This window comes from Pseudomonas sp. WOUb67 (genome assembly GCF_050058005.1).
In the GTDB taxonomy this organism is placed as follows: Bacteria; Pseudomonadota; Gammaproteobacteria; order Pseudomonadales; family Pseudomonadaceae; genus Aquipseudomonas; species Aquipseudomonas putida_R.
On sequence record NZ_CP170112.1, the window covers coordinates 5,299,669 to 5,322,621 of the forward strand.

Here is a 22,953-nt window from a genome sequence, read left to right on the forward strand (position 1 = left end):
TGCCCGGCAACTATCCGGCAACTGTGAGAGCTACCTTGTAAGGCGCAGACGGTACTCCCATCCGCCAAGCGTTTCAAGCATGCAAGGGTCGACCTCGCCGCTCTTTACAGGGCAAATCACCGGGAGTTATAAGAAAGTCGACCAGCGCAACCCGATGGGAAGGATGCAGCATGCCTCACACGCCCTCCAGCCACAGCGAAAAACGCGATTTCATCCGCATGCGCATCGACACCGAGGTCAGCCTGCTGCATGAAGGCCAGGTGATCGCAGCCGTGTGCCTGGACCTGTCCAGCGGCGGCATGCAGGTGCAGGCACCACAGCGGTTCCAGGTGGGCGATCATATTGAGGTGCGGATCGATTCTGACCACCCGGCGCTCAAAGGGCTGCATGCCAGCACCGAAGTGGTGTGGATTGCCGACCAGCCGGGTGGGCAGCAGAAGTTCGGGCTGCGCATTCTGGCCATGCATTGAACAGGGGCCATTGCGGCCCCCGTCTACGGATCAGAAGTCGTCTTCGACTTCGCCATCCTTGACCTTGAACTCGCGGTTCTGGAGGTAGGCGTTACGAATGAAGATGTACTTGTCACCCTGAATCAGCTTCTCGGCAGACAGCAGGTCGGCACGGGTGTCGATCACGTCCAGGGCGAAGATCGAGTTGCGCGTCGGCACATGGTCGATGTAGCGGTAAGGCTTGGTGTAGCTGTCCGGGTACTTGGCCACGCCGTCACGCACCGTGCTTGGCCCCAGCAGCGGGATGACCACGTACGGGCCGCTCGGCACACCCCAGTAGCCCAGGGTCTGCCCGAAGTCTTCGTCATTGCGCTGCAGGCCCATCTTGGTGCCCACGTCGAAGAAACCGCCCAGGCCGAAGGTGGTGTTGACGATCAGCCGCGCAGTATCCACGCCCGCCGCATGAGGCTTGAGCTGCAGCACGTCGTTGGCCAGGTTGGTCACATCACCCAGGTTGCGGAAGATGTTGTGGATGCCATCTTCAAGAAACTGCGGAGTGACCGCCTGGTAGCCCTTGGCCAACGGCTTGAGGGCATAGGTGTCGAGGGTATCGTTGAAACGGAAGATCGGGCGGTTGACCGCTTCCCAGGGATCTTCCTCGGTGGCTGCCTGGGTGGCTGCCACGGGCGCCAGCAGCATGCTGGCGCAGACACAGGCCTGGGTGACTCGTTCGATCACACTGGCACCGATCCTACGCATAGATGTCTCTCCATCGAATTTCTCGGCCGCAAACGCAACGGGTCGCGCTGCTGGTAAGGCGGCAGTATAGAGGCTTGCGGGCTGATAAACAGCTTTACACATGTTTGCTCAATATTTTGTGAATAACTGTTGCAGAGACCGGGTGTCACAGGGCGGTAACAATCACCGCATAGCCTGCGGACTATTTGGGGGAAGTTGCCATGGACGCTGCACCCGCCTTCACTGCTGTGCTGTTCGGCTTGCGCGGCTGCCTGGTACAGGCCGCCAATGGTGGCGCCCCCTCGCCCGCCCCCGGCGCCCTGGCTACCCTCGCCAGCCTGCGCCAGCACCAGGTGCCGTGCATCTGGCTGGATGACCTCAGTGCCACGCAAAGCAAGCGCCTGGCCCACGTACTGCCCGACTGGCTGCCGGGGCATTCGGTAAACGGCGTACGCTGGCCGGCGCCCAACGCCTGTTGGCAGGCGCTGATGACCCTGGACAGTGAACGCCTGGATGGCTGCGTACTGGTCAGCGGCGACCCGCGCCTGCTGCAGTCCGGGCTTAACGCGGGCTTGTGGACGGTGGGCCTGGCCGCCTGCAGCCCGTTCTGCGACCGCAGCTCGCGGCAATGGCAGGCCATGACCTCGCAGCAACAGGACGTGGCCCGTGGCAAGGCGACGCTGGAACTGTTCGGCCTGGGCGTGCACTCGGTAATCGACCACCTGGAAGCGCTGGACACCTGCCTGCAGGACATCGCCCAGCGCCGTCGCAAAGGTGAAAAACCCTGATACAGCACCTTTGACGCGCATCATGCAAAGCGGCGGCAGGTGGATTACGCTGAAGGCAGGCCAGAACCTTTGCTGCGTCGCCGAGGTCCATGGCTTGCCAAGCCATTGATGGAGAAATGCCAATGCCTGCCCGCGAATTGCAAGAGCGCCTGAACAGCTTGCGCGAGCAACTGGACCGCAACGTACCGCTTTCGGAAGACGAACTGGCCGCGTTGCACGAAGAAGCACGCCAGATCGAGGCGCAACTGAAACTTGAGGAAGCCACGCCGGACAACAACCTGGTGGATGGCGTGAACCTGGCCATCGAACGCTTCGAGGCCGACCACCCCGACCTCACCGCCACCCTGCGCAGCATTGCCAACTCGTTGCACAGCATGGGGATCTGAAATAGCTGGGGCCGCTCTGCGGCCCATTCGCAGCACAAGGCTGCTCCTACAGGTTCAGCGCAAAACCCTGATCATGCGCTGAACCTGTGGGAGCGGCCTTGTGTCGCGAAAGGGGCGCAGAGCGCCCCCAACGTACTTGAGCCTTACTGCCGAACCAGCCGCTTGTTATCCGGGCTGATCGCCCCGGTGCTACGGTACGGGTTGATATCCAGCCCACCCCGGCGCACATACCGCGCATACACCGTCAGGTGCTCGGGCTGCAGCAGGTTCTTCAAATCCAGGTAAATACGCTCGACGCACTGCTCATGGAAGTCGGCATGCTGGCGGAAGCTGATCAGGTAAGTCAGCAGGCTGGCGTGGTCCAGCGCCCTGCCCTTGTACTCGACCACCACGCTGCCCCAGTCCGGCTGGCCGGTTACCGGGCAGTTGGACTTCAGCAGGTGGCTGTGCACGGTTTCTTCCACCATGTGCTCCGGGTTGCAGCGCAGCAGCTCTGGCTGCGGCTGCTCGTAGTTGCTGATGGCAACGTCCAGCGCATCGATGCACACCCCCGGCAAGGCCTCCACGCCCTGGGCCTCGACTTCGGCCAAGGTGCGCACCTTCACGCCCACCGGCTTGCCGGCGGCGGCAGACAGGTCTTTCTCAAGGCAGGCCTGCAATTCGCCCAGCGAGGCAAACACCGTCTGGTTCAGCGAGTTGAGGTACAGCTTGAACGACTTGGATTCGATGATGTTCGGCGAATCTGCCGGGATGGCGAACTCACCGATCGCCACCACCGGTTTGCCCGAGGGCAGCAGCCAGCTCAGCTCGAAGCAGTTCCAGTAATCCACGCCCTGCCAGGGCAAGGTCTGCGCGGTAACGCCCAGTTCGGCCCACTTGGCAGTGCGCGGAATCGGGAACAGCTGCTCCGGGGAGTAAGTGGCAATGTATTCGCTGGACTTGCCCAGCGGCGAGTGTTCGGCAGCAGGATGCATGGAAACTGACCTAGAGGTTCGAAATTGCCCCTAGTCTACCGGTTTTGCTCCCCGCCTTGGAGCGAGAGTCACTCGATGGTCAACGCCCCGACCATACCAGCCTGGTAATGGCCCGGCACGTTGCAGGCAAACTCGATGGGGGCCGACTTGCGGAAGGTCCAGGTCAGCTCGGCGCGCTGGCCTGGCATGACCAGTACCGTGTTGCCGCCACCGTGGCCATGGCCGCCGCCGTGATCCATCATCTGGCCGTGGTCCATGCCTTCGTGGTTCATGGCCTCGGTAAACATCTTGCCTTGCATGGCGACCATTTCCTTCTGGTGTTCGGCATGCATGGCCTTGTCACCCAGGTTGAATTCATGCGGCAGCTTGCCCTCGTTGACCAGCACGAAGCGCACCGTTTCGCCGGCTTTTACCTGCAGGTTTTTGGGCTCGAAGGCGATGTCCTTGAGCACCACGTTGACCGTGCGGGTGGCTTTGTTCGCCGGGGCCGGCTCGCCAAAGGCGAAGGTTTGCGCCTCGCCGGCAAAGGTCGGCAGGCTGGCCAGGGCAAGGGTGGCGGCGATGAACAGGCGTTTCATGATGACTCCGGTAATACACAACGGGATGAAGCCACCTTAGTCAGAGGCGACTGGCAGCTACCTGACAGGGAGATTACAACTTTGTCAGCTTGGGCGTGCCTGCAGTTCGTCACGTATCATTTCAACTAAAGCCTGGGCGCTGTGGGGTAGCTGTCTTGTCCAACACCCAACAGGCTGCACAATTTCTGGGAGCGGGCATGCCCGCGAACACGGGCAAAGCCCGTGCCATCCAACGTGTTGGCCTCTTCGCGGGCATGCCCGCTCCCACAGTGACCGTGTCTCTCCTGACATCTTGGTAAAAACATGAAACTGCTGATCGTCGAAGACCAGGCCCGCACTGGGCAGTACCTGAGCCAGGGCTTGAGCGAGGCAGGCTTCGCCACCGAGCTGGCGGCTGATGGCGAAACCGGCCAGTTCCTGGCCCTGACCGGCGACCACGACCTGCTGATCCTTGACGTGATGTTGCCTGGCCGTGACGGCTGGCAGATCCTCCAGGCCGTGCGCCAGGCCGGCCTGGATACGCCAGTGCTGTTCCTCACCGCACGCGATGCCGTCGAGGACCGCGTGCATGGCCTGGAGCTGGGCGCCGACGACTACCTGGTCAAGCCGTTCGCCTTTTCCGAACTGCTGGCCCGGGTGCGCAGCCTGCTGCGCCGTGGCACCAGCCCCAGTCAGGACACCACCCTGAGCCTGGCCGACCTGCGCCTGGACCTGATCCGCCGCCGCGCCGAGCGCGCCGGCCAGCGCATCGACCTGACCGCCAAGGAATTCGCCCTGCTCGAACTGCTGCTGCGCCGCCAGGGCGAGGTCTTGCCAAAGTCACTGATCGCCTCGCAGGTGTGGGACATGAATTTCGACAGCGACACCAATGTCATCGAGGTAGCGATCCGCCGCCTGCGCCTGAAGATCGACGACCCGCACCCCAACAAGCTGATCCACACCGTACGCGGCATGGGCTATGTGCTCGAAGAGCGCACGGAATGATGCGCAAGGTTTCCCTCGGCAGCCGTCTGGCCCTGTTGTTCGCCGCCTGCACCGCCGCCGTCTCGCTCGGCGCCGGCCTGCTGTTCAGCCGGGCCAGCGAGCAGCACTTCGTCGAACTCGACCAGCAACTGCTGGACTCGCGCCTGTCGCTGTTCCGCACGCAACTGGCTGGCATCGCCACCCCGACCGAGCTGCAGGCACACCTGCCCGCCCTGCGCGATGAGCTGAGCCACCAGGCCGACCTGGCCCTGCGCATCAGCGGCAGCGACGGTACCACCTGGTTCGAAAGCCGCAGCGGGCTACCGCACGCACCGCTGCCCAACGGACTGGCCACCCTGCATGCACAAGGCACCGATTACCGCAGCCTGGCTGTGCACCTGGCGCAGGGCGCCGTGCAGTCGCCACAGCTTGCCCTGTACCTCGACATCACCCACCACCAGCATTTCCTGCAGGGTATGCAACGGCTGATCTGGCTGACAGTCGGCCTCTCAGCGCTGGCCACCGCGCTGCTCGGCGCCTGGGCGGTACGCAGCGGCCTGCGCCCGTTACGGCAGATGGGCCAGGTGGCCGCCAGCGTATCGGCACGCTCGCTCACCACACGCCTGCCGGTGGCGCAGATGCCCGAAGAGCTGGCCGAACTGGCCACCAGCATGAACGCCATGCTGCAGCGCCTGGACGATGCCTTCCAGCGCCTGTCGGCATTTTCTGCGGACATCGCCCACGAGCTGCGCACGCCGCTGTCCAACCTGCTGACCCACACCCAGGTCACCCTCACCCGCCCGCGCAGCCTCGAGGAGTACCGCGAGGCGCTGCATGGCAACCTGGAAGAACTGCAGTGGATGGCGCAGATGATCAACGACATGTTGTTCCTGGCCAAGGCCGACCACGGCCTGCTGGTACCGGGGCAAGCGCCTTTGGCGCTGCATGACGAGGTGGATGCACTGCTGGAGTACTACGCGCCGCTGGCCGAAGACAGCAACGTGCAGATGCTGCGCGAGGGGGAAGCCGTGCTGCACGGTGACCGGCATATGCTGCGCCGGGCATTGTCCAACCTGCTGGATAACGCCATGCGGTTTACTCCGGCGGGTGGACAGATAAGGGTGACGCTGGGGCCGGGGCCGACAATCAGCGTGGCCAATACCGGGCTGGCCATCGAGCCGGCGGCTTTGCCGCGGCTGTTCGACCGCTTCTACCGGGTAGACCCGGCACGGCGGGAAGGCAGTAGCGAGCATGCGGGGTTGGGCTTGGCGATTACCCGGTCGATTGTGCAGGCCCATGGCGGGTGCATTCGGGCGGAGTGTGGGGATGGGTGGACTCGGTTTGTGATCGAGTTCAGTCAGGATCGGTGAATCGGGGCTGCTTCGCAGCCCATCGCCGGCAAGCCAGCTCCCACAGGATTGCGTCAAGCCCTAGGACTGCGCAGTACCTGTGGGAGCTGGCTTGCCGGCGATAGGGCCTTCAGCTGTTACTCAAACTGCCAGGCCAATCGCCGGCTGCACCTGCGACGCCCGATAAGCCGGGTATATAGTCGCCAAAAAGCTCATCACCAGTCCAGCCGTACAAATCATCGCCACATCGCCCCACTGCAACTGCGACGGCAAGCTGCTGACGAAGTACACATCCGACGTAAAGATGTGCTGCCCGCTCACCCGCTCCAGCCAACCCACGATCTGGCTGACATTGAACGCCGCAATCACGCCCAGCACGCCCCCGATAAGCGTCCCGACCACACCAATCAGGCTGCCCTGGACCATGAACGTGCCCATGATCTGCGCCGGCGTTGCACCCAGGGTACGCAGGATGGCAATGTCCGGCCCCTTGTCGTTCACCACCATCACCAGGGTGGCAATGATGTTGAATGCCGCCACGGCGATGATCATCATCAACAGCAGGCCGATCATGGTCTTTTCCATCTTCATGGCGCTGAACAGGCTGCCCTGGGTGTGCGACCAGTCATCGGCGCGGTAGGCGTCACCCAGCCCGGCAACGATCGCCTTGGACACCTGCGGCGCCGCATACAGGTCATGCAGTTTCAGGCGCACGCCCTGCACCTGGCCCGGTGCCCAGCGCTGCATCTCACCGGCATCGGCCACGTGGATGTAGGCCTGCGAACCATCCAGCTCGGCGCCGACCTTGAAGATGCCGACCACCGTCAGGCGCTGCATGCGCGGGGTAATACCACCCGGTTCCTTGCTGATTTCCGGCACGATCAGGGTCAGCTTGTCGCCGGTGTTCAGACGAAAGCGCCGTGCGGTCAATTCACCAATGACCACACCGAACTCACCCGGCTGCAGGCCCTGCAGGCGGCCCTGGACAATGTGCTGGCCAACGATCGAGACCTTGCCCTCTTCGGCCGGGTCGATACCGCCCACCTGGATCGGCTGCATCGCCCCCTTGTACGACAGCATGCCCTCCATTTCGGTAATCGGCGCTGCCGCCATCACCGCCGGGTTCTGCATGGCGGCGTCGGCCACCTTGTGCCAGTCGTCCAGCGGCTGCACGCCGAGGATGGCGGCATGCGGTACCAGGCCGAGAATGCGCGAGCTCATTTCGCGCTGGAAGCCGTTCATCACCGACAGCACCACGATCATCGCCAGCACGCCCAGCGACAGGCCGATCATCGAGGTCATCGAGATGAACGAGATGAAGTGGTTGCGGCGCTTGGCTCGGGTGTAGCGCGCGCCGATGAAGATGGGCAAGGGTCTGAACATGTACGAAATCACCCAATGAAAACAGGAAAACGGGGCGGCACCTGCCGCCCCGAGCAGTCGATCAGATCGCCACCAGGTGGCCGTCGTCGAGCTTCAATACACGGTCCATCTGCCGCGCCAGGTTGAGGTCGTGGGTCACTACCAGGAACGCCGTGCGCGACGAGCTGGACAGCTCCTGCATCAGTTCCTGGATGCCCTGGGCGGTATGGTGGTCGAGGTTGCCGGTAGGCTCATCGAGCATCACCAGGCCGGGGCGGTTGACCAGTGCCCGGGCAATCGCCACACGCTGGCGCTCACCGCCAGACAGCTCGGCCGGCTTGTGGCTCAAGCGGTGGCCCAGGCCCACGCGCTTGAGCAGCGCTTCGGCACGCTCCCGGGCCTCGGGGATGGGCGTGCGGCCGATCAGCAGAGGCATGCACACGTTCTCGATGGCGGTGAATTCCGGCAGCAGGTGGTGGAACTGGTAGACAAAGCCCAGCTCACGGTTGCGCAGCAGGCCACGGGCACGCTCGCCCAGCGCCGACAGCTCTTCGCCAGCCAGCCAGACGCTACCCTGGGTCGGCCGGTCGAGGCCGCCCAGCAGGTTGAGCAAGGTACTCTTGCCCGAGCCGGAGCTACCGACAATGGCCACCCGCTCACCAGCGTGCAGCTCCAGGTTGAGGCCGGACAGCACCTTCACCGACTCCGGGCCCTCGTCGTAGGACTTGCCCAGGTTGCGGCAACTCAGAACGGCTTTATCACTCATGCGCGACTCACTCATAACGTAGCGCCTCTGCAGGCTGGGTGCGGGCCGCACGCCAGGCCGGGTACAGGGTGGCGAAGAAACTCAGGACCAGCGCCGCACCGCAGACCATGTACACGTCCTGGGACTGGATCTGCGACGGCAGGTAATCGATGAAGTACACGTCGGCGTTCAGGAACTTGTGCCCGATCAGCTTCTCGATGCCGGCGATCGCCGCGCTCACGTTCAGTGCGGCGATGATGCCGACCACGGCGCCGATCAGGGTACCGATCACCCCGATCACCGTGCCCTGGACCATGAAGATGAGCATGATCTGCCCCGGCGTGGCGCCCAGCGTGCGCAGGATGGCAATGTCGCCGCGCTTGTCATTGACCACCATCACCAGGGTGGAAATGATGTTGAACGCCGCCACCGCCACAATCAGCAGCAACAGCAGGCCGATCATGGCCTTTTCCATGCGGATGGCCTGGTACAGGTTGCCGTGGGTGCGGGTCCAGTCACGGCTGTAGAACTCCTGGTCGCCCAGCTGCTGGGCGATGCTCCAGGCCACGCGTGGCGCCTGGAACAGGTCGTCGAACTTCAGGCGCAGGCCCTGCACCTGGTCGGGCTTCCAGCGGTGCAGCCGGGAAAGGTCGCTGATGTTGGTCAGCCCCAGGTAACCGTCGATCTCGCCCGCGCCCACGTGGAAGGTGCCAACCACGGTGAAGCGCTTCATGCGCGGGAACATGCCGGCCGGCGTCACGCTGACTTCGGGGGCGACGAAGGTGAGTTTGTCGCCGATGGCCACACCCAGCTTGGCCGCGGCCTTGTCGCCGATCATGATGCCCCACTCACCCGGCGCCAACTGGTCGAGGCGGCCTTGCAGGACAAAGTTGTCGATGATCGACACTTCGCGCTCGCGGGCCGGGTCGATGCCGTTGAGCAGCACCTTCTGCACCTTGCCGTCATGGGTCAGCAGGCCTTGCATCTGGGTGAACGGCGCAACCGCCACCACCTGCGGATTCTGCTTTACTTGTTGGGCAAGGGCAGGCCAGTCGGCAATGGGCTGGCCGCTCTCCAGCGTGGCATGGGGGATCATGCCCAGCACGCGGGTGCGCATTTCGTGATCGAAACCGTTCATCACCGACAGCACCACGATCATCACCACCACGCCCAGGGCGAGGCCGATCATCGAGGTCAGGGAAATGAACGAGACGAAGTGATTACGGCGTTTGGCACGGGTATAACGCGTGCCTATGAATGCGAAAAGAGGTCTGAACATGTCGGGGCTTGTTCGGATGAAAGGGAACGTCCTTGTGGCGAGGCGCCTACGGCGGCTTTACACTCGGACCACCGCCGCTACCTTGGGTTCGCCATGACGACATTAGACGAAGAAGATCGCCGCGAATACTACCGCATCGAAGATCGGATCGCACTTCAAATCAGCCCCCTCAGCGCGGCCGAAGCCCTTGACCCAGATGTATTGCAAGATGATTCCCCGCTGTTCAACCTGCTCAGCGAACTGCACCTGTCCGACTTCGAGTCGCAGCACCTGCTGCGTCAGCTGAGCGACAAGGACCGCACCCTCGCGGCCTTCCTGCGGGCGCAGAACAAACGCCTCGATCTGCTCAGCGCAGTCGTGGCCCAGACCCTGCTCGGCGAAGTAGGCCAGCCGCTGCCGGTGGTGCTTTCCGAAGGCGGTATCGAATTCGCGCAGGCGACGCAGATTGCCCCGGGCACCCGGGTGAAAGTGAAGATGGTGCTGATGCCGCGCGCCCATGGCCTGCTGCTGCGCGGCAAGGTCACCCATTGCGACCCACGCCCCGAGGGCGGCTTCGAGGTCGGCACCGAATTCATCGACATGACCGACGCCCAGCGTCAACTGCTGGCGCGCTATATCCTGCAGCGCCAGCAACAACAACGGCGCCAGCAGCTGGAACAGAACGATCCCGCCTCATGAGCCTATTTTTCTCTGATTTGAAGGAACGAACGTGACCCTGATCTACGGCCATCGCGGCGCCAAGGGCGAAGCGCCCGAGAATACCCTGCACAGCTTCCGCCAGTGCCTGTCCCACGGCGTCACCCGCTGCGAACTGGACCTGCACCTGTCGGCCGACAACGAGCTGATGGTGATCCACGACCCAACCCTCAAGCGCACCACCGGCCGACGTGGCAAGGTGGTCGACCACCCTGCCGCCGACCTGGTGAAGATCGATGCGCGCAACGGCGGCCCGGGCCACGTGCAGCCCTGCCCTATCCCTAAACTGGAAGAGCTGTTCGAGAAATGCCCGTTCGAGCACTGGCAGCTGGAGGTGAAAAGCGCTTCGCGCACCCGCGCCGCCACTACCGTGCTGGCGATTCGCGAACTGGCCCAGCAGTACGGCCTGCTGGACAAGGTCACCATCACTTCCAGCTCACGCGAAGTGCTGGGCGCTGCCCTGGAGCTGGTGCCGGACGTGAAACGCGGGCTGGTCGCCGAGTACGCCTGGCTCGACCCGCTGAAGGTGGCACAGAACTACGGTTGCGAGCTGCTGGCATTGAACTGGACACTGTGCACCCCCGAGCGCCTGCTCAAAGCTCAGGGCCAGGGTTTGCACGTGTCGGTGTGGACGGTCAACGAGCCGGCACTGATGCGCCGGCTTGCTGACTTTGGCGTGGACAGCCTGATTACAGACTTTCCCGGTTTGGCCAAGACCACCCTCGGGTAGGGTTGAAATCGGTCTCTCCGACCGGCTCAGGCCACCGGTCGGAGCCGCTCAAAAAAGCCGGTTCAGGCCGTCGTAGGCAGCTACCCGGTAGGCTTCGGCCATGGTCGGGTAGTTGAACGTGGTGTTGACGAAGTACTTCAGGTTATTCAGCTCACCCGGCTGGTTCATGATCGCCTGGCCAATGTGGACGATTTCCGAAGCCTGGTAGCCGAAGCAGTGCACGCCGAGGATTTCCAGGGTTTCACGGTGGAACAGGATCTTCAGCATGCCCTGCGGCTCCCCGGCGATCTGCGCACGCGCCATGCCCTTGAAGAAGGCCTTGCCCACTTCGTACGGCACCTTGGCCTGGGTCAGTTCCTGCTCGTTCTTGCCGATCGAGCTGATTTCCGGAATGGTGTAGATGCCGGTCGGTACGTCGTTGACGAAGCGCCAGCTGCCATTGTCGACGATGCTGCCAGCCGCCGAGCGGCCCTGGTCATGGGCGGCACTGGCCAGGCTCGGCCAGCCGATCACGTCACCGGCGCCGTAGATGTTCGGCACGGTGGTGCGGTAAGCCTGGTCGACCTCGATCTGGCCACGGCTGTTGACCTTGATGCCAATGTTTTCCAGGCCCAGTTTGTCGGTGTTGCCGGTACGGCCGTTGCACCACAGCAAGGCGTCGGCCTTGATCTTCTTGCCCGACTTCAAGTGCAGGATCACCCCGTTGTCCAGGCCTTCGACGCGCTCATACTCTTCGTTGTGGCGCACGGTGATGTTGTTGTTGCTGAAGTGGTAGCTCAGTGCCTGGGAGATTTCCGAATCCAGGAAGCTCAGCAGCTGGCCACGGTTGTCCACCAGCTCTACCAGCACGCCCAGGCCGCTGAAGATCGACGCGTATTCACAACCAATTACGCCGGCGCCGTACACGATCAGCTTGCGCGGGGTGTGGCTGAGGCTGAGGATGGTGTCGCTGTCGTAGACGCGCGGGTGGTGGAAGTCGATGTCGGCCGGGCGGTATGGGCGCGAGCCGGTGGCAATGATGATGTGCTTGGCGTTGAGCTTTTCCACCACACCGTTCGGGCACACCACTTCAACGGTTTGCTCGTCAGCGAAGCTGCCGGTGCCGAAGAACAGATCGACGCGGTTGCGGGCGTAGTAGCCGGTGCGCGATGCCACTTGCTTGGAAATCACCTTCTCGGCGCTTTTCAGCACGTCCGGGAACGAGAACCAGCGCGGCTCACCGATGGCCCGGAACATCGGGTTGGTGTTGAACTGCATGATCTGCCGCACCGAGTGACGCAGTGCCTTGGACGGGATGGTACCCAGGTGCGTGCAGTTGCCACCGACCTGGCGACGGTCATCGACCATCGCTACCTTGCGCCCTGCTTTGGCGGCGTTCATTGCCGCGCCTTCACCGGCCGGGCCGGAACCCAGCACCACTACGTCGTAGTTGTAGACAGCCATGCGTACTCCTTCAGAACTGGCCCGCAAGCCACGGTCGCTTGCGGGACGCGATCATGCCGCCGGGGCGTCATGAGAAAATTCGGGTGCAGTCTAATCAAGCGTGAACGCCGCGCACATTAACCCTTGGTCGCGTCGTAGGCCAATTTCGCCCGCACTACATATGGTTCACCCATTCCCTGGCGGCAATCATCCCTGCCTGCGCTTTCAATCGCCTTTCACTGCCCGTTCGAATGCGGGCGTCGCTCGAGAGACGAAGCCACCCTCGGCCCGAGTCACCAATACCGCAGCCAAGCCATGCGCCACGGCAAAATCCCAGCCACGCTCAGGGCCAAGGATCAGCAGCAGCGTCGAATAGCCGTCGGCCTGCAACGCCGAGGCGTCAAGTACGGTGACTGCAGCCAGGTCGTGCTGCACAGGGCGCCCGAGGCGGGCATCGAAGGTGTGCGAATAGCGCCGGCCATTCTCCTCGAAATAGTGCCGATAGTCACCCGAGGTTGAAACTGAAAGGCCATTGACCGGAATGATCTGCCGGGCGATCTGGCGGTCTTCGCGGGGCAACTCCAGGGCGATGCGCCAGGGGCTGCCGTCGGGCTTGTGGCCAACCGCCTTCAGCTCGCCGGTAGCTTCGGCGACAAAGCTGGCCACACCCATCGCCTGCAGGCGTGCGGCGATCAGGTCGACCGCATGGCCGGCGGCGATGCTGTTGAAGTCGAGCTGCACCGGGGCATCCTTGCACAGGGCCTGGCCTTCGATGTGCAAATGCCGATAGCCCACACGCTGGCGAACCTGGGCCAGGGCTTGCGGGTCGGGCACCTGCTCGTGGCGGGCCTGGGGGCCGAAGCCCCACAGGTCGAGCAAGGGCTCGACGGTGAGGTCGAAGGCGCCGTCGCTCTGCTCGGCAAGGTGCTGGCCAAGGGCAACCAGCTCGAGCATGTCGGGCGGCAGGGCCAGGCACTGGTTGGCGGGCAACTGGTTGAAACGGCTGACGGTGGAGTCGCCGCGGTAGGTCGAATAGTGCCGGTCGATGTCGCCAAGGATGGTTTCGACCGCCGCTTGCACCTGGGCCGGCGCCGGGCCTCCGGGCTCGCGGACGTACTGGATGCTGTAGCTGCTGCCCATGGTCGGGCCGCCCAGGCGCTCCAGGGTGGGGCCCTGGTTGCAGGCGGTGAGCAGCAGGAGGATGAACAGTAAGGCTGTGCGCAAGGTTCGGGCTCTCGGTTGCCTGTGCCGCCCTCTTCGCGGGTAAACCCGCTCCCACAGGATTATCGCTTGCCTCAAGAGCTGTGATATCCCTGTGGGAGCGGGTTCACCCGCGAAGAGGCCAGTACAGGCAACACTGATTCTGAATAAAAAAACGGGAACCCGAAGGTTCCCGTTTTTTCATTGCCTTACAAGCGAATCAGCGTGGAAACGCTGGCGGGTTCACACCGGCCATGTCTTCCATCACGCGAACCACCTGGCAGCTGTAACCGAATTCGTTGTCGTACCAGACGTACAGGACAACGCGGTTATCGTTGGCGATGGTGGCTTCAGCGTCAACCACACCGGCGTGGCGCGAGCCAACGAAGTCGGTCGAAACCACTTCCTGCGAGCTGACGTAGTCGATCTGCTTGTGCAGTTCCGAGTGCATGGCCGTCTGGCGCAGGTACTCGTTGATTTCGTCGCGGTTGGTGGCCTTTTCCAGGTTCAGGTTCAGGATGGCCATCGAAACGTTCGGCGTCGGCACGCGAATGGCGTTGCCGGTCAGCTTGCCCTTCAGCACTGGCAGCGCCTTGGCAGCGGCAGTGGCGGCGCCGGTTTCGGTGATGACCATGTTCAGCGGCGCGGCACGGCCACGGCGGCTGCCCTTGTGGAAGTTGTCGATCAGGTTCTGGTCGTTGGTGAACGAGTGAACGGTTTCGACGTGGCCATTGATGATGCCGTACTTGTCGTTGACAGCCTTCAGCACCGGCACGATGGCGTTGGTGGTGCAGGATGCCGCCGAGATGATCTTGTCATCAGCAGCGATGTCACCGTGGTTGATGCCGTGCACGATGTTCTTCAGCGCGCCCTTGCCAGGTGCGGTGAGGATCACGCGGGCAGCGCCCGGGCAGGCCAGGTGCTGGCCCAGGCCGTCGGCATCACGCCATACGCCGGTGTTGTCGACGATCAGCGCGTTGTCGATGCCGTACTGGGTGTAGTCGACTTCGCTCGGGCTCTTGGCGTAGATAACCTGGATCAGGTTGCCGTTGGCGGTGATGGTGTTGTTGGCTTCGTCGATGGTGATGGTGCCATCGAACGGGCCGTGCACCGAGTCACGGCGCAGCAGGCTGGCACGCTTGACCAGGTCGTTCTCGGCGCCTTTGCGCACGACGATGGCACGCAGGCGCAGGCCGTCGCCACCACCGGTCTTCTCGATCAGGATGCGCGCCAGCAGGCGGCCGATGCGGCCGAAGCCGTACAGCACAACGTCGGTGCCTTTGCGCGCCGAAGCGTTCTGCTGGCCAACCACGTCGGCCAGCTCTTCACGGACGAACTGCTCGGCAGTACGGCCATTGCCTTCCTGCTTGAACTTGTTGGCCAGCTTGCCCAGGTCGACCGAAGCGGCGCCCAGTTTCAGCTCGCTCATGGCCTTGAGCAGGGGGAATGTCTCGTGGACGGACAGTTCGGTTTCGTCGGCTTGACGATGACGCGCAAAGCGGTGCGCCTTGAGGATCGAGATAACCGAACGGTTGATCAGGCTACGGCCATAAATCGAGCTCACCACGTTGTTGTTGCGGTAGAGCTGACCGATAAGCGGGATCATCGCTTCAGCCAGAGCTTCACGATCAATCCACTCACCAAGACACTGGTCGGGCTTCTGAGTCACGGGAACCTTCCACATGTAGGGACAGAAAAAAGGGGCTACATTATGACGCCCCGACGCGGAACCGGCAATGAGCGCCTGTCGTAGTGATGCAAGCCAGCGTTCACGCCCTTTCGAGCCTGACAGCCGGCACGCTCACCGGTACAATCGGTGTCTTTGCCGCAACGCTTGGAGTGCAATCTCCCGTGTCAGTTCTGCGCCTACCGCACATGTCGGCCACGGCCGGCAAACAAACCTGGGGTAACCTGCCCGGTGCCGCCCTCAGCCTTGCCATCGCCGAGGCTGCCAGCAACGCTGGCCGCTTCACCCTGCTGCTGACCGCCGACAGCCAGGCCGCCGACCGTCTGGAGCAGGAGCTGCGCTTCTTCGCCCCGGACCTGCCAGTGCTGCCGTTCCCCGACTGGGAAACCCTGCCCTACGACCTGTTCTCGCCGCACCAGGACATCATCTCCCAGCGCATTGCCAGCCTGTACCGCCTGCCGGAGCTGAGCCACGGCATTCTCGTGGTGCCGGTCACCACCGCGCTGCACCGCCTGGCGCCCACACGCTTCCTGCTGGGCAGCAGCCTGGTACTGGACGTGGGCCAGACCATCGACGTGGAGCAGATGCGCACGCGCCTTGAGGCCAGTGGCTACCGTTGCGTCGACACCGTCTACGAGCATGGCGAGTTCGCCGTGCGCGGCGCGCTGATCGACCTGTTCCCGATGGGCAGCAAGCTGCCCTACCGCATCGATCTGTTCGATGACGAGATCGAGACACTGCGCACCTTCGACCCCGAGACCCAGCGCTCGATCGACAAGGTGGATTCGGTGCGCCTGCTGCCGGCACGCGAATTTCCGATGCAAAAAGAGGAAGTGACCCGCTTCAAGGCACGCTTCCGTGAACGCTTCGACGTCGACTTCCGCCGCAGCGCGATCTTCCAGGACCTGGCCAGCGGCATCATCCCTGCCGGTATCGAGTACTACCTGCCGCTGTTCTTCGAAGAAACCGCCACCCTGTTCGACTACCTGCCAGCCGACACCCAGGTGTTTTCGCTGCCCGGCGTGGAACAGGCCGCCGAACACTTCTGGAACGACGTGCGCGGGCGTTATGAAGACCGCCGCGGCGACCTCAGCCGCCCGCTGCTGCCGCCCGCCGAGCTGTTCATGCCGGTGGAAGACTGCTTCGCCCGGCTCAAGCAATGGCCGCGGGTGGTGGTCAGCAGCGAAGATATCGAACCGGGCGTCGGTCGCGAGCGCTTCCCCGCGCGCGCCTTGCCCAACCTGGCCATCGAGGCCAAGGCCAACCAGCCGCTGGCCGAACTGGCCAACTTCCTCGACCAGTTCCCCGGCCGGGTGCTGTTCACCGCCGAGTCGGCGGGCCGCCGCGAAGTGCTGCTGGAGCTGCTCGAACGGCTGAAACTGCGCCCGCACACCGTCGACGGCTGGGCCGACTTCATTACCGGCAGCGAGCGCCTGGCGATCACCATCGCCCCGCTGGATGACGGCCTGGTGCTGGACGACCCAGGCCTGGCCCTGGTCGCGGAAAGCCCGTTGTTCGGCCAGCGCGTGATGCAGCGCCGCCGCCGCGACAAGCGTGGCGAAACCGCCAACGACGCGGTCATCAAGAACCTCACCGAGCTGCGCGAAGGCGCGCCGGTGGTGCACATCGACCATGGCGTGGGCCGCTACCTGGGCCTGGCCACCCTGGAGATCGACGGCCAGGCGGCCGAGTTCCTCACCCTGGAATATGCCGAGAACGCCAAGCTGTACGTGCCGGTGGCCAACCTGCACCTGATCGCCCGCTACACCGGCAGCGACGATGCCCTGGCACCGCTGCACCGGCTGGGCTCCGAAGCCTGGCAGAAAGCCAAGCGCAAGGCCGCCGAACAGGTGCGCGACGTGGCCGCCGAACTGCTCGACATCTATGCCCGCCGCGCCGCGCGCAAGGGTTATGCGTTTGCCGACCCGTCCGCCGACTACGCCACTTTCAGCGCCGGCTTCCCGTTCGAAGAAACCCCGGACCAGCAAACCGCCATCGAGGCCGTGCGGGCCGACATGCTGGCGCCCAAGCCGATGGACCGCCTGGTGTGCGGCGACGTCGGCTTCGGCAAGACCGAAGTGGCCATGCGCGCCGCGTTCATCGCCGTGCACAGTGGCCGCCAGGTAGCCGTACTGGTGCCCACCACCCTGCTCGCCCAGCAACACTACAACAGCTTCCGCGACCGCTTTGCCGACTGGCCGGTGACCGTGGAAGTAATGAGCCGCTTCAAGTCGGCCAAGGAAGTGGCCGCCGCCGCCGCCGACCTGGCCGAAGGCAAGATCGACATCCTTATCGGCACCCACAAGCTGCTGCAGGACGATGTGCGCTTCAAGGACCTGGGCCTGGCCATCATCGACGAAGAGCACCGCTTTGGCGTGCGCCAGAAAGAGCAGCTGAAGGCCCTGCGCAGCGAGGTCGACATCCTCACCCTGACCGCCACGCCGATTCCGCGCACGCTGAACATGGCAGTGGCCGGCATGCGCGACCTGTCGATCATCGCCACGCCGCCGGCGCGCCGCCTGTCGGTGCGCACCTTCGTCATGGAGCACAACAACAGCACCGTGAAGGAGGCGCTGCTGCGTGAACTGCTGCGCGGTGGCCAGGTGTACTACCTGCACAACGATGTGAAAACCATCGAAAAATGCGCCGCCGACCTTGCCGAACTGGTGCCCGAGGCACGCATCGGCATCGGCCATGGGCAAATGCGCGAGCGCGAGCTGGAACAGGTGATGAGCGATTTCTACCACAAGCGCTTCAACGTGCTGGTGGCCTCGACCATCATCGAAACCGGCATCGACGTGCCCAGCGCCAACACCATCGTCATCGAGCGCGCCGACAAGTTTGGCCTGGCCCAGCTGCACCAGTTGCGTGGCCGGGTCGGCCGTAGCCACCACCAGGCCTACGCCTACCTGCTGACGCCAACCCGGCAAAAAGTCAGCGCCGACGCCGAAAAACGCCTGGAGGCCATCGCCAACACCCAGGACCTGGGCGCTGGCTTCGTGCTGGCCACCAACGACCTGGAAATCCGCGGTGCCGGCGAACTGCTGGGCGAAGGCCAGAGCGGGCAGATCCAGGCGGTGGGCTTCACCCTGTACATGGAAATGCTCGAGCGCGCGGTCAAGGCGATCCGCAAGGGTACCCAGCCGAATCTTGAGCAGCCGCTGGGCGGCGGCCCGGAGATCAACCTGCGCCTGCCGGCACTGATCCCCGAGAGCTACCTGCCCGACGTGCATGCACGGCTGATCCTGTACAAGCGCATTGCCTCGGCCGCCGACGAAGAAGGCCTCAAGGACCTGCAAGTGGAAATGATCGACCGCTTCGGCCTGCTGCCAGAGCCGACCAAGAACCTGATGCGCCTGACTTCGCTCAAGCTGCACGCAGAAAAGCTCGGCATCAAGAAAGTCGATGCCGGCCCCAATGGCGGCAAGCTCGAGTTCGAGGCCGAAACCCCGGTCGACCCGCTGACCCTCATCAAGCTGATCCAGGGCCAGCCCAAACGCTACAAGTTCGAAGGCGCCACCCAGTTCCGCTTCCTGGTCCCGATGGAACGCCCCGACGAACGCTTCAATACCCTGGAGGCGCTGTTCGAGCGCCTGACACCACAGCCTGCCTAAGGAAGATCCATGCGTGCCATCCGTTGCCTGACCCTGCTGCTGGCGCTGTTCGCGCCAGCCGCCTTCGCCGAAGGCCTGTATCAGGTAGAAATGCTCCTCGTGCGGCAGAACAGCGTGCCCGCCTTCACCAGCCCGTTCGCCCCCGAAGACTGGAGCGGCGGTGCCCCGCGCCTGGCAAAAGACGCCGAGCGCCGCCTGGCACTGGAAGACGAAGCCACCCGCCTGGAAGCCACCGCCGACTACACCGTCTTGATGCACAAGGCATGGCAGCAGCAGGTCGGCAGCGAGCCCAGCCGCATCGCCCTGGGCGAAGGCGCCGAACAGTTCGGCCACTTCCCCATCGAAGGCAACCTGAGCATCGCTGAAGGCCGCTTTATCGCGGTCGAGGCCAACTTCTGGGTCAACCAGCTGGACGGCAACGGCAGCGTCCTGCAAAGCGAGCAGTTCAAGCAGAGCAACCGCAACGTCAAGGGCGGCCAGCTGACCTTCCTCGACGGCGGCCACCTGGCGGTGCTGCTGAAGGTGACACCACCGGGCACGCCGAAAATGCCGGTGATGGACCCGGAGATGATGGAGCAGTGATGTGAGCGATGGCGATGCGCAGCAGCTACTGAGGGCCTACCCGACCTGGGTCGACTTCATCGAGGCCGGCACCCTGGCACGAGGCCGCAGCTATGCTGCGCAAGCGCGGGCACGCATCCTGTCGCAGGATGGCGCAACCATCGAGGCCATCTGCAAGGGCTCGGCAGGCGAGACCTACCAGCAGCACATCCGCCTGGTCGTCAATTACGCAGACCTGCGGGTATTTGGGCGCTGCAGCTGTCCAGTCGGGCTCAATTGCAAGCACTGCGTTGCGGCGCTGCTGCAATTGCAGGACGGCCTCGACGCCGCAGCGCCCCATGAACAATCCGCCCTGTCGCTGCCACCGGACCTCAACCTGTGGGTTGAAGCCCTTGAATCCCCCTCGCAACCAACGCCTCAAGGGCCAGCGCGCAAAGGCCCGGCAATCTATTACCGCATTCAAGTGGATCACGGGCTCTGGCGACTCGAGCCGATCAAAGGCACCCGCCAGGCAGACGACACATTGAAGATCGGCCGCATCACATCGATGCCCGAAATGCTCTACTACACGCCTCGCTACGTCTCAGAAGACGATGCGCGGCTTTTGCGCCTGATCGATGCCCGTCGCGAAACGATGGCGCCCACGGTGCAACTGGAAGGCAAACAGGGCGGTGAGCTCTACAGCTATGCCCTGGCCACGGGCCGCCTGCTGTTTGAAGACGACTTGGCGCCACTGGCCCCGGGGCCGGAGCTACATGCCGAATTCCGTTGGGTCAGGCTGGACAATGGCAGCTACCGTGGCGCGTGGTACCACAATGGTCACGAGCAGTTGCAGGCGGTGCCCATCGAGCCCATGCACTATGTCGACCGACAGCAGCATCTGACCGGCAAGCTGCGCCACGACCTCGACCCCTTCATTGCCAGCCAGCTTGCGCGCGCACCCATTGTGCCCGAGCACCTGGTCATCCCCTTGAGCCATCGATTGAACGCCTTGAACCGTCACGTCCCCACGCCCACTGCCGTGAGCACCGAGCACATCGAAGACATCACGCCAAAAGGGCGATTGACGCTGGGCAGCCTCGAATTCAGCGCTTATATGCCCAAGACCGGGCGTATGCAGCGGCAAATGCAACACCGTGCCGCGCTGGCGTTCGACTACGACGACCTGCGCGCCAGCGGCAACGACGAAAAACCACTGACCCGCCTGGTCGGCAATACCAGCCAGCGCATCCGCCGCCAGCCGCAAGCCGAGCAGGCCCTGCGCAAGGTGTTACGCGACCTGGGCTTCAAGGCCGCTACCCGGCAGAGCAAGGCACTGCCCGACAGCGCCGGCGAAATGTTCCAGTTGCCCGACGACGAAGCCTGGCTGCGCTTTGCCCGCGAAGGCCTGCCGCGCCTGCGCCAGGCCGGTTGGCACATAGACGTCCACCGCGACTTCGCCTTCAACCTGCAGGAGGTGGACGACTGGTACGCCACCATCGACGAAGCGCCCGGCCATGAATGGTTCGACCTGGAGCTGGGCATCGTGGTCGATGGCCAGCGCCACAGCCTGCTGCCCATCGTGTTGCAACTGCTGCGCAGCAGCCCGGAGCTGCTGCGCCCCAACGAACTGGCGCGGCGCAGTGACGATGAACACCTGTTGATCGACCTGAACCGCGGCCGCCTGGATGCCCCGGCGTTGCGCGTCGCCCTGCCCTACGGCCGCATCAAGGCCGTGATGGGTACCTTGGGCGAGCTGTACCTGCACGAAGACACAGCAGGCCCGGCCCTGCGCATGGAGCGCGCCGACGCCGCGCGGCTGAACGACATCGAAGGCCTGCCCCTGCACTGGGAAGGTGGCCAGCATGTGCGCGACCTGGGCCGCCGCCTGCGCGATGCCCGCGACCTGCAAGTGGCACCACCCGCCGGGCTGCAGGCCAGCTTGCGCCCCTATCAGCAGCAGGGCCTGAACTGGCTGCAGGCACTGCGGGAGATGGGCACCGGTGGCATCCTCGGTGACGACATGGGCCTGGGCAAGACCCTGCAGGCCCTGGCACACCTGCTGCTGGAAAAAGAGTCCGGGCGCCTGGAAGCACCCGCCCTGGCGGTCATGCCCACCAGCCTGATACCCAACTGGCTGGACGAAGCGCAGCGTTTCGCCCCCGACCTGCGCGTGCTGGCACTGCATGGCCCGGGGCGAAGCAAGCATTTTGCCAAGCTGCATGAATACGACCTGGTCCTGACCACCTATGCCCTGGTGCCTCGCGACCTCGAACACCTGCGCGCCCAGGCCTGGCACGTGCTGGTACTGGACGAGGCACAGAACATCAAGAGCAGCACCAGCAAGGCCGCCCTTGCCGTCTGCGAGCTACAGGCTGGCCAGCGCCTGTGCCTGACCGGTACGCCGATGGAAAACAACCTGGGCGAGCTGTGGTCGATCTTCCACTTCCTCATGCCCGGCTGGCTGGGTGATGTGAAACGCTTCAACCAGGACTACCGCACCCCGATCGAACGCCACGGCGACGCTGAGCGGCTGGGCCACCTGGTCACCCGCATCCGCCCGTTCCTGTTGCGCCGCACCAAGGAGCAGGTAGCCACCGAGTTGCCGGCCAAGACCGAGATGGTGCACTGGGTCGAGCTCAGCGACGCCCAGCGCGATACCTACGAGGCCGTGCGGGTGGCCATGGACAAGAAAGTCCGCGACGAAATCGCCCGCAATGGCGCGGCACGCAGCCAGATCGTCATCCTCGACGCCCTGCTCAAACTGCGCCAGGTGTGCTGCGACCTGCGGCTGGTCAAAGGCGTGGAGAGCAAAGGTAACCAGGCCGACAAGGGCAAGCTGGGCGCACTGCTGGAAATGCTCGAAGAACTGCTGAGCGAAGGGCGCCGGGTGCTGCTGTTCTCGCAGTTCACCTCGATGCTGGCGCTGATCGAGCAGGAGCTTCAGAAGCGCAAGATCCGCTACAGCCTGCTGACCGGTGACACCCGCGACCGGCGCACACCCGTGCAGCAGTTCCAGCAGGGCGACAGCGAAGTGTTCCTGATCAGCCTCAAGGCCGGCGGCGTGGGCTTGAACCTGACGGCCGCGGACACGGTGATCCACTTCGACCCCTGGTGGAACCCGGCCAGCGAAAACCAGGCCACGGACCGTGCCTACCGCATCGGCCAGGACAAGCCGGTGTTCGTGTTCAAGCTGATCACCCGGGGTACGGTGGAAGAGAAGATCCAGGTATTGCAGCAAGAGAAGGCGGCACTGGCGGCAAGCCTGCTTGATGGCGGGCAGGCCGGGCAATGGCGCATGGGTGATGAAGAAATCGAGGCTTTGTTTGCCCCCTTGCCCGGGAAGCGCGGGCGGTAACTCAGCCATTTTGCACTGCCTATGCCGGCCTCTTCGCGGGTGAACCCGCTCCCACAGGTACTGCATAGCCTTTGGCAGCGGTGCGGTCCCTGTGG

19 protein-coding genes are annotated in these 22,953 nt (G+C 63.9%); 10 read left to right on the forward strand and 9 right to left on the reverse strand.

Going from position 1 to position 22,953, the window contains the following annotated elements; all coding sequences use genetic code 11:
• The first annotated feature begins 170 nt into the window (after positions 1-170).
• Entirely contained in the window at positions 171-470 is a 300-nt protein-coding gene (locus ABOC32_RS23515) for a PilZ domain-containing protein (RefSeq protein WP_426809077.1), read from the forward strand.
• Positions 471-500: 30 nt separating this feature from the next.
• On the opposite strand, the gene ABOC32_RS23520 is transcribed toward ABOC32_RS23515, so the two are convergent.
• On the reverse strand, positions 501-1,208 hold the full coding sequence (locus ABOC32_RS23520; protein WP_063425204.1) for an MlaA family lipoprotein: 708 nt from the start codon (positions 1,206-1,208) through the stop codon (positions 501-503).
• A gap of 200 nt (positions 1,209-1,408) precedes the next feature.
• Here ABOC32_RS23520 and ABOC32_RS23525 point away from each other — a divergent pair, with 200 nt between their 5' ends.
• Both ABOC32_RS23525 and ABOC32_RS23530 read left to right on the forward strand, forming a co-directional pair.
• The gene (locus ABOC32_RS23525; RefSeq protein WP_063425202.1) at positions 1,409-1,975 is read left to right on the forward strand and encodes a hypothetical protein; all 567 of its coding nucleotides are present in this window, start codon (positions 1,409-1,411) and stop codon (positions 1,973-1,975) included.
• A gap of 122 nt (positions 1,976-2,097) precedes the next feature.
• Positions 2,098-2,361 (forward strand): DUF4404 family protein, encoded by a 264-nt coding sequence (locus ABOC32_RS23530; RefSeq protein WP_019471256.1) that lies wholly within the window; start codon positions 2,098-2,100, stop codon positions 2,359-2,361.
• Positions 2,362-2,504: 143 nt separating this feature from the next.
• Here the strand turns inward: ABOC32_RS23530 and queF are convergent, their stop codons facing one another.
• Entirely contained in the window at positions 2,505-3,335 is an 831-nt protein-coding gene (gene queF, locus ABOC32_RS23535) for an NADPH-dependent 7-cyano-7-deazaguanine reductase QueF (protein WP_426809078.1), read from the reverse strand.
• A gap of 68 nt (positions 3,336-3,403) precedes the next feature.
• Entirely contained in the window at positions 3,404-3,913 is a 510-nt protein-coding gene (locus ABOC32_RS23540) for a cupredoxin domain-containing protein (RefSeq protein ID WP_426809079.1), read from the reverse strand.
• Positions 3,914-4,216: 303 nt separating this feature from the next.
• On the opposite strand from ABOC32_RS23540, the gene cinR reads away from it, so the two are divergent.
• Together cinR and ABOC32_RS23550 are read left to right on the forward strand one after the other, a co-directional pair.
• Positions 4,217-4,897, forward strand: coding sequence for a two-component system response regulator CinR (cinR, locus tag ABOC32_RS23545; protein ID WP_086974596.1), 681 nt, complete (start codon positions 4,217-4,219; stop codon positions 4,895-4,897).
• Positions 4,894-6,246, forward strand: a complete 1,353-nt coding sequence (locus ABOC32_RS23550; protein WP_426809080.1) for a heavy metal sensor histidine kinase — start codon at positions 4,894-4,896, stop codon at positions 6,244-6,246. The genes cinR and ABOC32_RS23550 overlap by 4 nt, the downstream gene beginning before the upstream one ends.
• A gap of 120 nt (positions 6,247-6,366) precedes the next feature.
• Here the strand turns inward: ABOC32_RS23550 and ABOC32_RS23555 are convergent, their stop codons facing one another.
• The 3 genes from ABOC32_RS23555 to ABOC32_RS23565 form a co-directional block, all read right to left on the reverse strand.
• Entirely contained in the window at positions 6,367-7,608 is a 1,242-nt protein-coding gene (locus ABOC32_RS23555; RefSeq protein ID WP_426809081.1) for a lipoprotein-releasing ABC transporter permease subunit, read from the reverse strand.
• A gap of 61 nt (positions 7,609-7,669) precedes the next feature.
• On the reverse strand, positions 7,670-8,353 hold the full coding sequence (lolD, locus tag ABOC32_RS23560; protein ID WP_169725112.1) for a lipoprotein-releasing ABC transporter ATP-binding protein LolD: 684 nt from the start codon (positions 8,351-8,353) through the stop codon (positions 7,670-7,672).
• 7 nt (positions 8,354-8,360) lie between these two features.
• Complete coding sequence (locus tag ABOC32_RS23565) at positions 8,361-9,611, reverse strand: lipoprotein-releasing ABC transporter permease subunit (protein ID WP_264362435.1); 1,251 nt, start codon at positions 9,609-9,611, stop codon at positions 8,361-8,363.
• A 93-nt stretch (positions 9,612-9,704) separates the two neighbouring features.
• Here ABOC32_RS23565 and ABOC32_RS23570 point away from each other — a divergent pair, with 93 nt between their 5' ends.
• A complete protein-coding gene (locus tag ABOC32_RS23570; RefSeq protein WP_086974593.1) occupies positions 9,705-10,289 on the forward strand; it encodes a PilZ domain-containing protein in 585 nt (194 codons plus the stop codon).
• Positions 10,290-10,320: 31 nt separating this feature from the next.
• Positions 10,321-11,037 (forward strand): glycerophosphodiester phosphodiesterase, encoded by a 717-nt coding sequence (locus ABOC32_RS23575; protein ID WP_063425194.1) that lies wholly within the window; start codon positions 10,321-10,323, stop codon positions 11,035-11,037.
• Between the two features lie 48 nt (positions 11,038-11,085).
• Here ABOC32_RS23575 and sthA read toward each other — a convergent pair whose 3' ends face one another.
• The 3 genes from sthA to ABOC32_RS23590 all read right to left on the reverse strand — a co-directional run bounded on the left by sthA (position 11,086) and on the right by ABOC32_RS23590 (position 15,343).
• On the reverse strand, positions 11,086-12,480 hold the full coding sequence (gene sthA, locus ABOC32_RS23580) for a Si-specific NAD(P)(+) transhydrogenase (RefSeq protein WP_043198393.1): 1,395 nt from the start codon (positions 12,478-12,480) through the stop codon (positions 11,086-11,088).
• A 204-nt stretch (positions 12,481-12,684) separates the two neighbouring features.
• The gene (locus tag ABOC32_RS23585; protein WP_426809082.1) at positions 12,685-13,683 is read right to left on the reverse strand and encodes an FAD:protein FMN transferase; all 999 of its coding nucleotides are present in this window, start codon (positions 13,681-13,683) and stop codon (positions 12,685-12,687) included.
• Positions 13,684-13,879: 196 nt separating this feature from the next.
• Positions 13,880-15,343, reverse strand: a complete 1,464-nt coding sequence (locus tag ABOC32_RS23590) for a glyceraldehyde-3-phosphate dehydrogenase (protein ID WP_063425190.1) — start codon at positions 15,341-15,343, stop codon at positions 13,880-13,882.
• 167 nt (positions 15,344-15,510) lie between these two features.
• Between ABOC32_RS23590 and mfd the strand changes: the two genes are divergently transcribed.
• From mfd to ABOC32_RS23605, 3 genes are read left to right on the forward strand one after another with little or no spacing between them, the layout of a single operon-like run.
• A complete protein-coding gene (mfd, locus tag ABOC32_RS23595) occupies positions 15,511-18,960 on the forward strand; it encodes a transcription-repair coupling factor (RefSeq protein ID WP_426809083.1) in 3,450 nt (1,149 codons plus the stop codon).
• Positions 18,961-18,969: 9 nt separating this feature from the next.
• Entirely contained in the window at positions 18,970-19,542 is a 573-nt protein-coding gene (locus ABOC32_RS23600; RefSeq protein ID WP_426809084.1) for a CsiV family protein, read from the forward strand.
• 1 nt (position 19,543) lies between these two features.
• Entirely contained in the window at positions 19,544-22,858 is a 3,315-nt protein-coding gene (locus tag ABOC32_RS23605) for an SNF2-related protein (protein WP_426809085.1), read from the forward strand.
• Positions 22,859-22,953 lie beyond the last annotated feature (95 nt).

What these genes read in the sequence shown, in the direction of transcription:
- ABOC32_RS23515 (WP_426809077.1), top strand. Translation starts at nt 171, where the DNA reads ATGCCTCACACGCCCTCCAGCCACAGCGAAAAACGCGATTTCATCCGC.
- ABOC32_RS23520 (WP_063425204.1), bottom strand. Translation starts at nt 1,208, where the DNA reads ATGCGTAGGATCGGTGCCAGTGTGATCGAACGAGTCACCCAGGCCTGT.
- ABOC32_RS23525 (WP_063425202.1), top strand. Translation starts at nt 1,409, where the DNA reads ATGGACGCTGCACCCGCCTTCACTGCTGTGCTGTTCGGCTTGCGCGGC.
- ABOC32_RS23530 (WP_019471256.1), top strand. Translation starts at nt 2,098, where the DNA reads ATGCCTGCCCGCGAATTGCAAGAGCGCCTGAACAGCTTGCGCGAGCAA.
- queF (WP_426809078.1), bottom strand. Translation starts at nt 3,335, where the DNA reads ATGCATCCTGCTGCCGAACACTCGCCGCTGGGCAAGTCCAGCGAATAC.
- ABOC32_RS23540 (WP_426809079.1), bottom strand. Translation starts at nt 3,913, where the DNA reads ATGAAACGCCTGTTCATCGCCGCCACCCTTGCCCTGGCCAGCCTGCCG.
- cinR (WP_086974596.1), top strand. Translation starts at nt 4,217, where the DNA reads ATGAAACTGCTGATCGTCGAAGACCAGGCCCGCACTGGGCAGTACCTG.
- ABOC32_RS23550 (WP_426809080.1), top strand. Translation starts at nt 4,894, where the DNA reads ATGATGCGCAAGGTTTCCCTCGGCAGCCGTCTGGCCCTGTTGTTCGCC.
- ABOC32_RS23555 (WP_426809081.1), bottom strand. Translation starts at nt 7,608, where the DNA reads ATGTTCAGACCCTTGCCCATCTTCATCGGCGCGCGCTACACCCGAGCC.
- lolD (WP_169725112.1), bottom strand. Translation starts at nt 8,353, where the DNA reads ATGAGTGATAAAGCCGTTCTGAGTTGCCGCAACCTGGGCAAGTCCTAC.
- ABOC32_RS23565 (WP_264362435.1), bottom strand. Translation starts at nt 9,611, where the DNA reads ATGTTCAGACCTCTTTTCGCATTCATAGGCACGCGTTATACCCGTGCC.
- ABOC32_RS23570 (WP_086974593.1), top strand. Translation starts at nt 9,705, where the DNA reads ATGACGACATTAGACGAAGAAGATCGCCGCGAATACTACCGCATCGAA.
- sthA (WP_043198393.1), bottom strand. Translation starts at nt 12,480, where the DNA reads ATGGCTGTCTACAACTACGACGTAGTGGTGCTGGGTTCCGGCCCGGCC.
- ABOC32_RS23590 (WP_063425190.1), bottom strand. Translation starts at nt 15,343, where the DNA reads ATGTGGAAGGTTCCCGTGACTCAGAAGCCCGACCAGTGTCTTGGTGAG.
- ABOC32_RS23600 (WP_426809084.1), top strand. Translation starts at nt 18,970, where the DNA reads ATGCGTGCCATCCGTTGCCTGACCCTGCTGCTGGCGCTGTTCGCGCCA.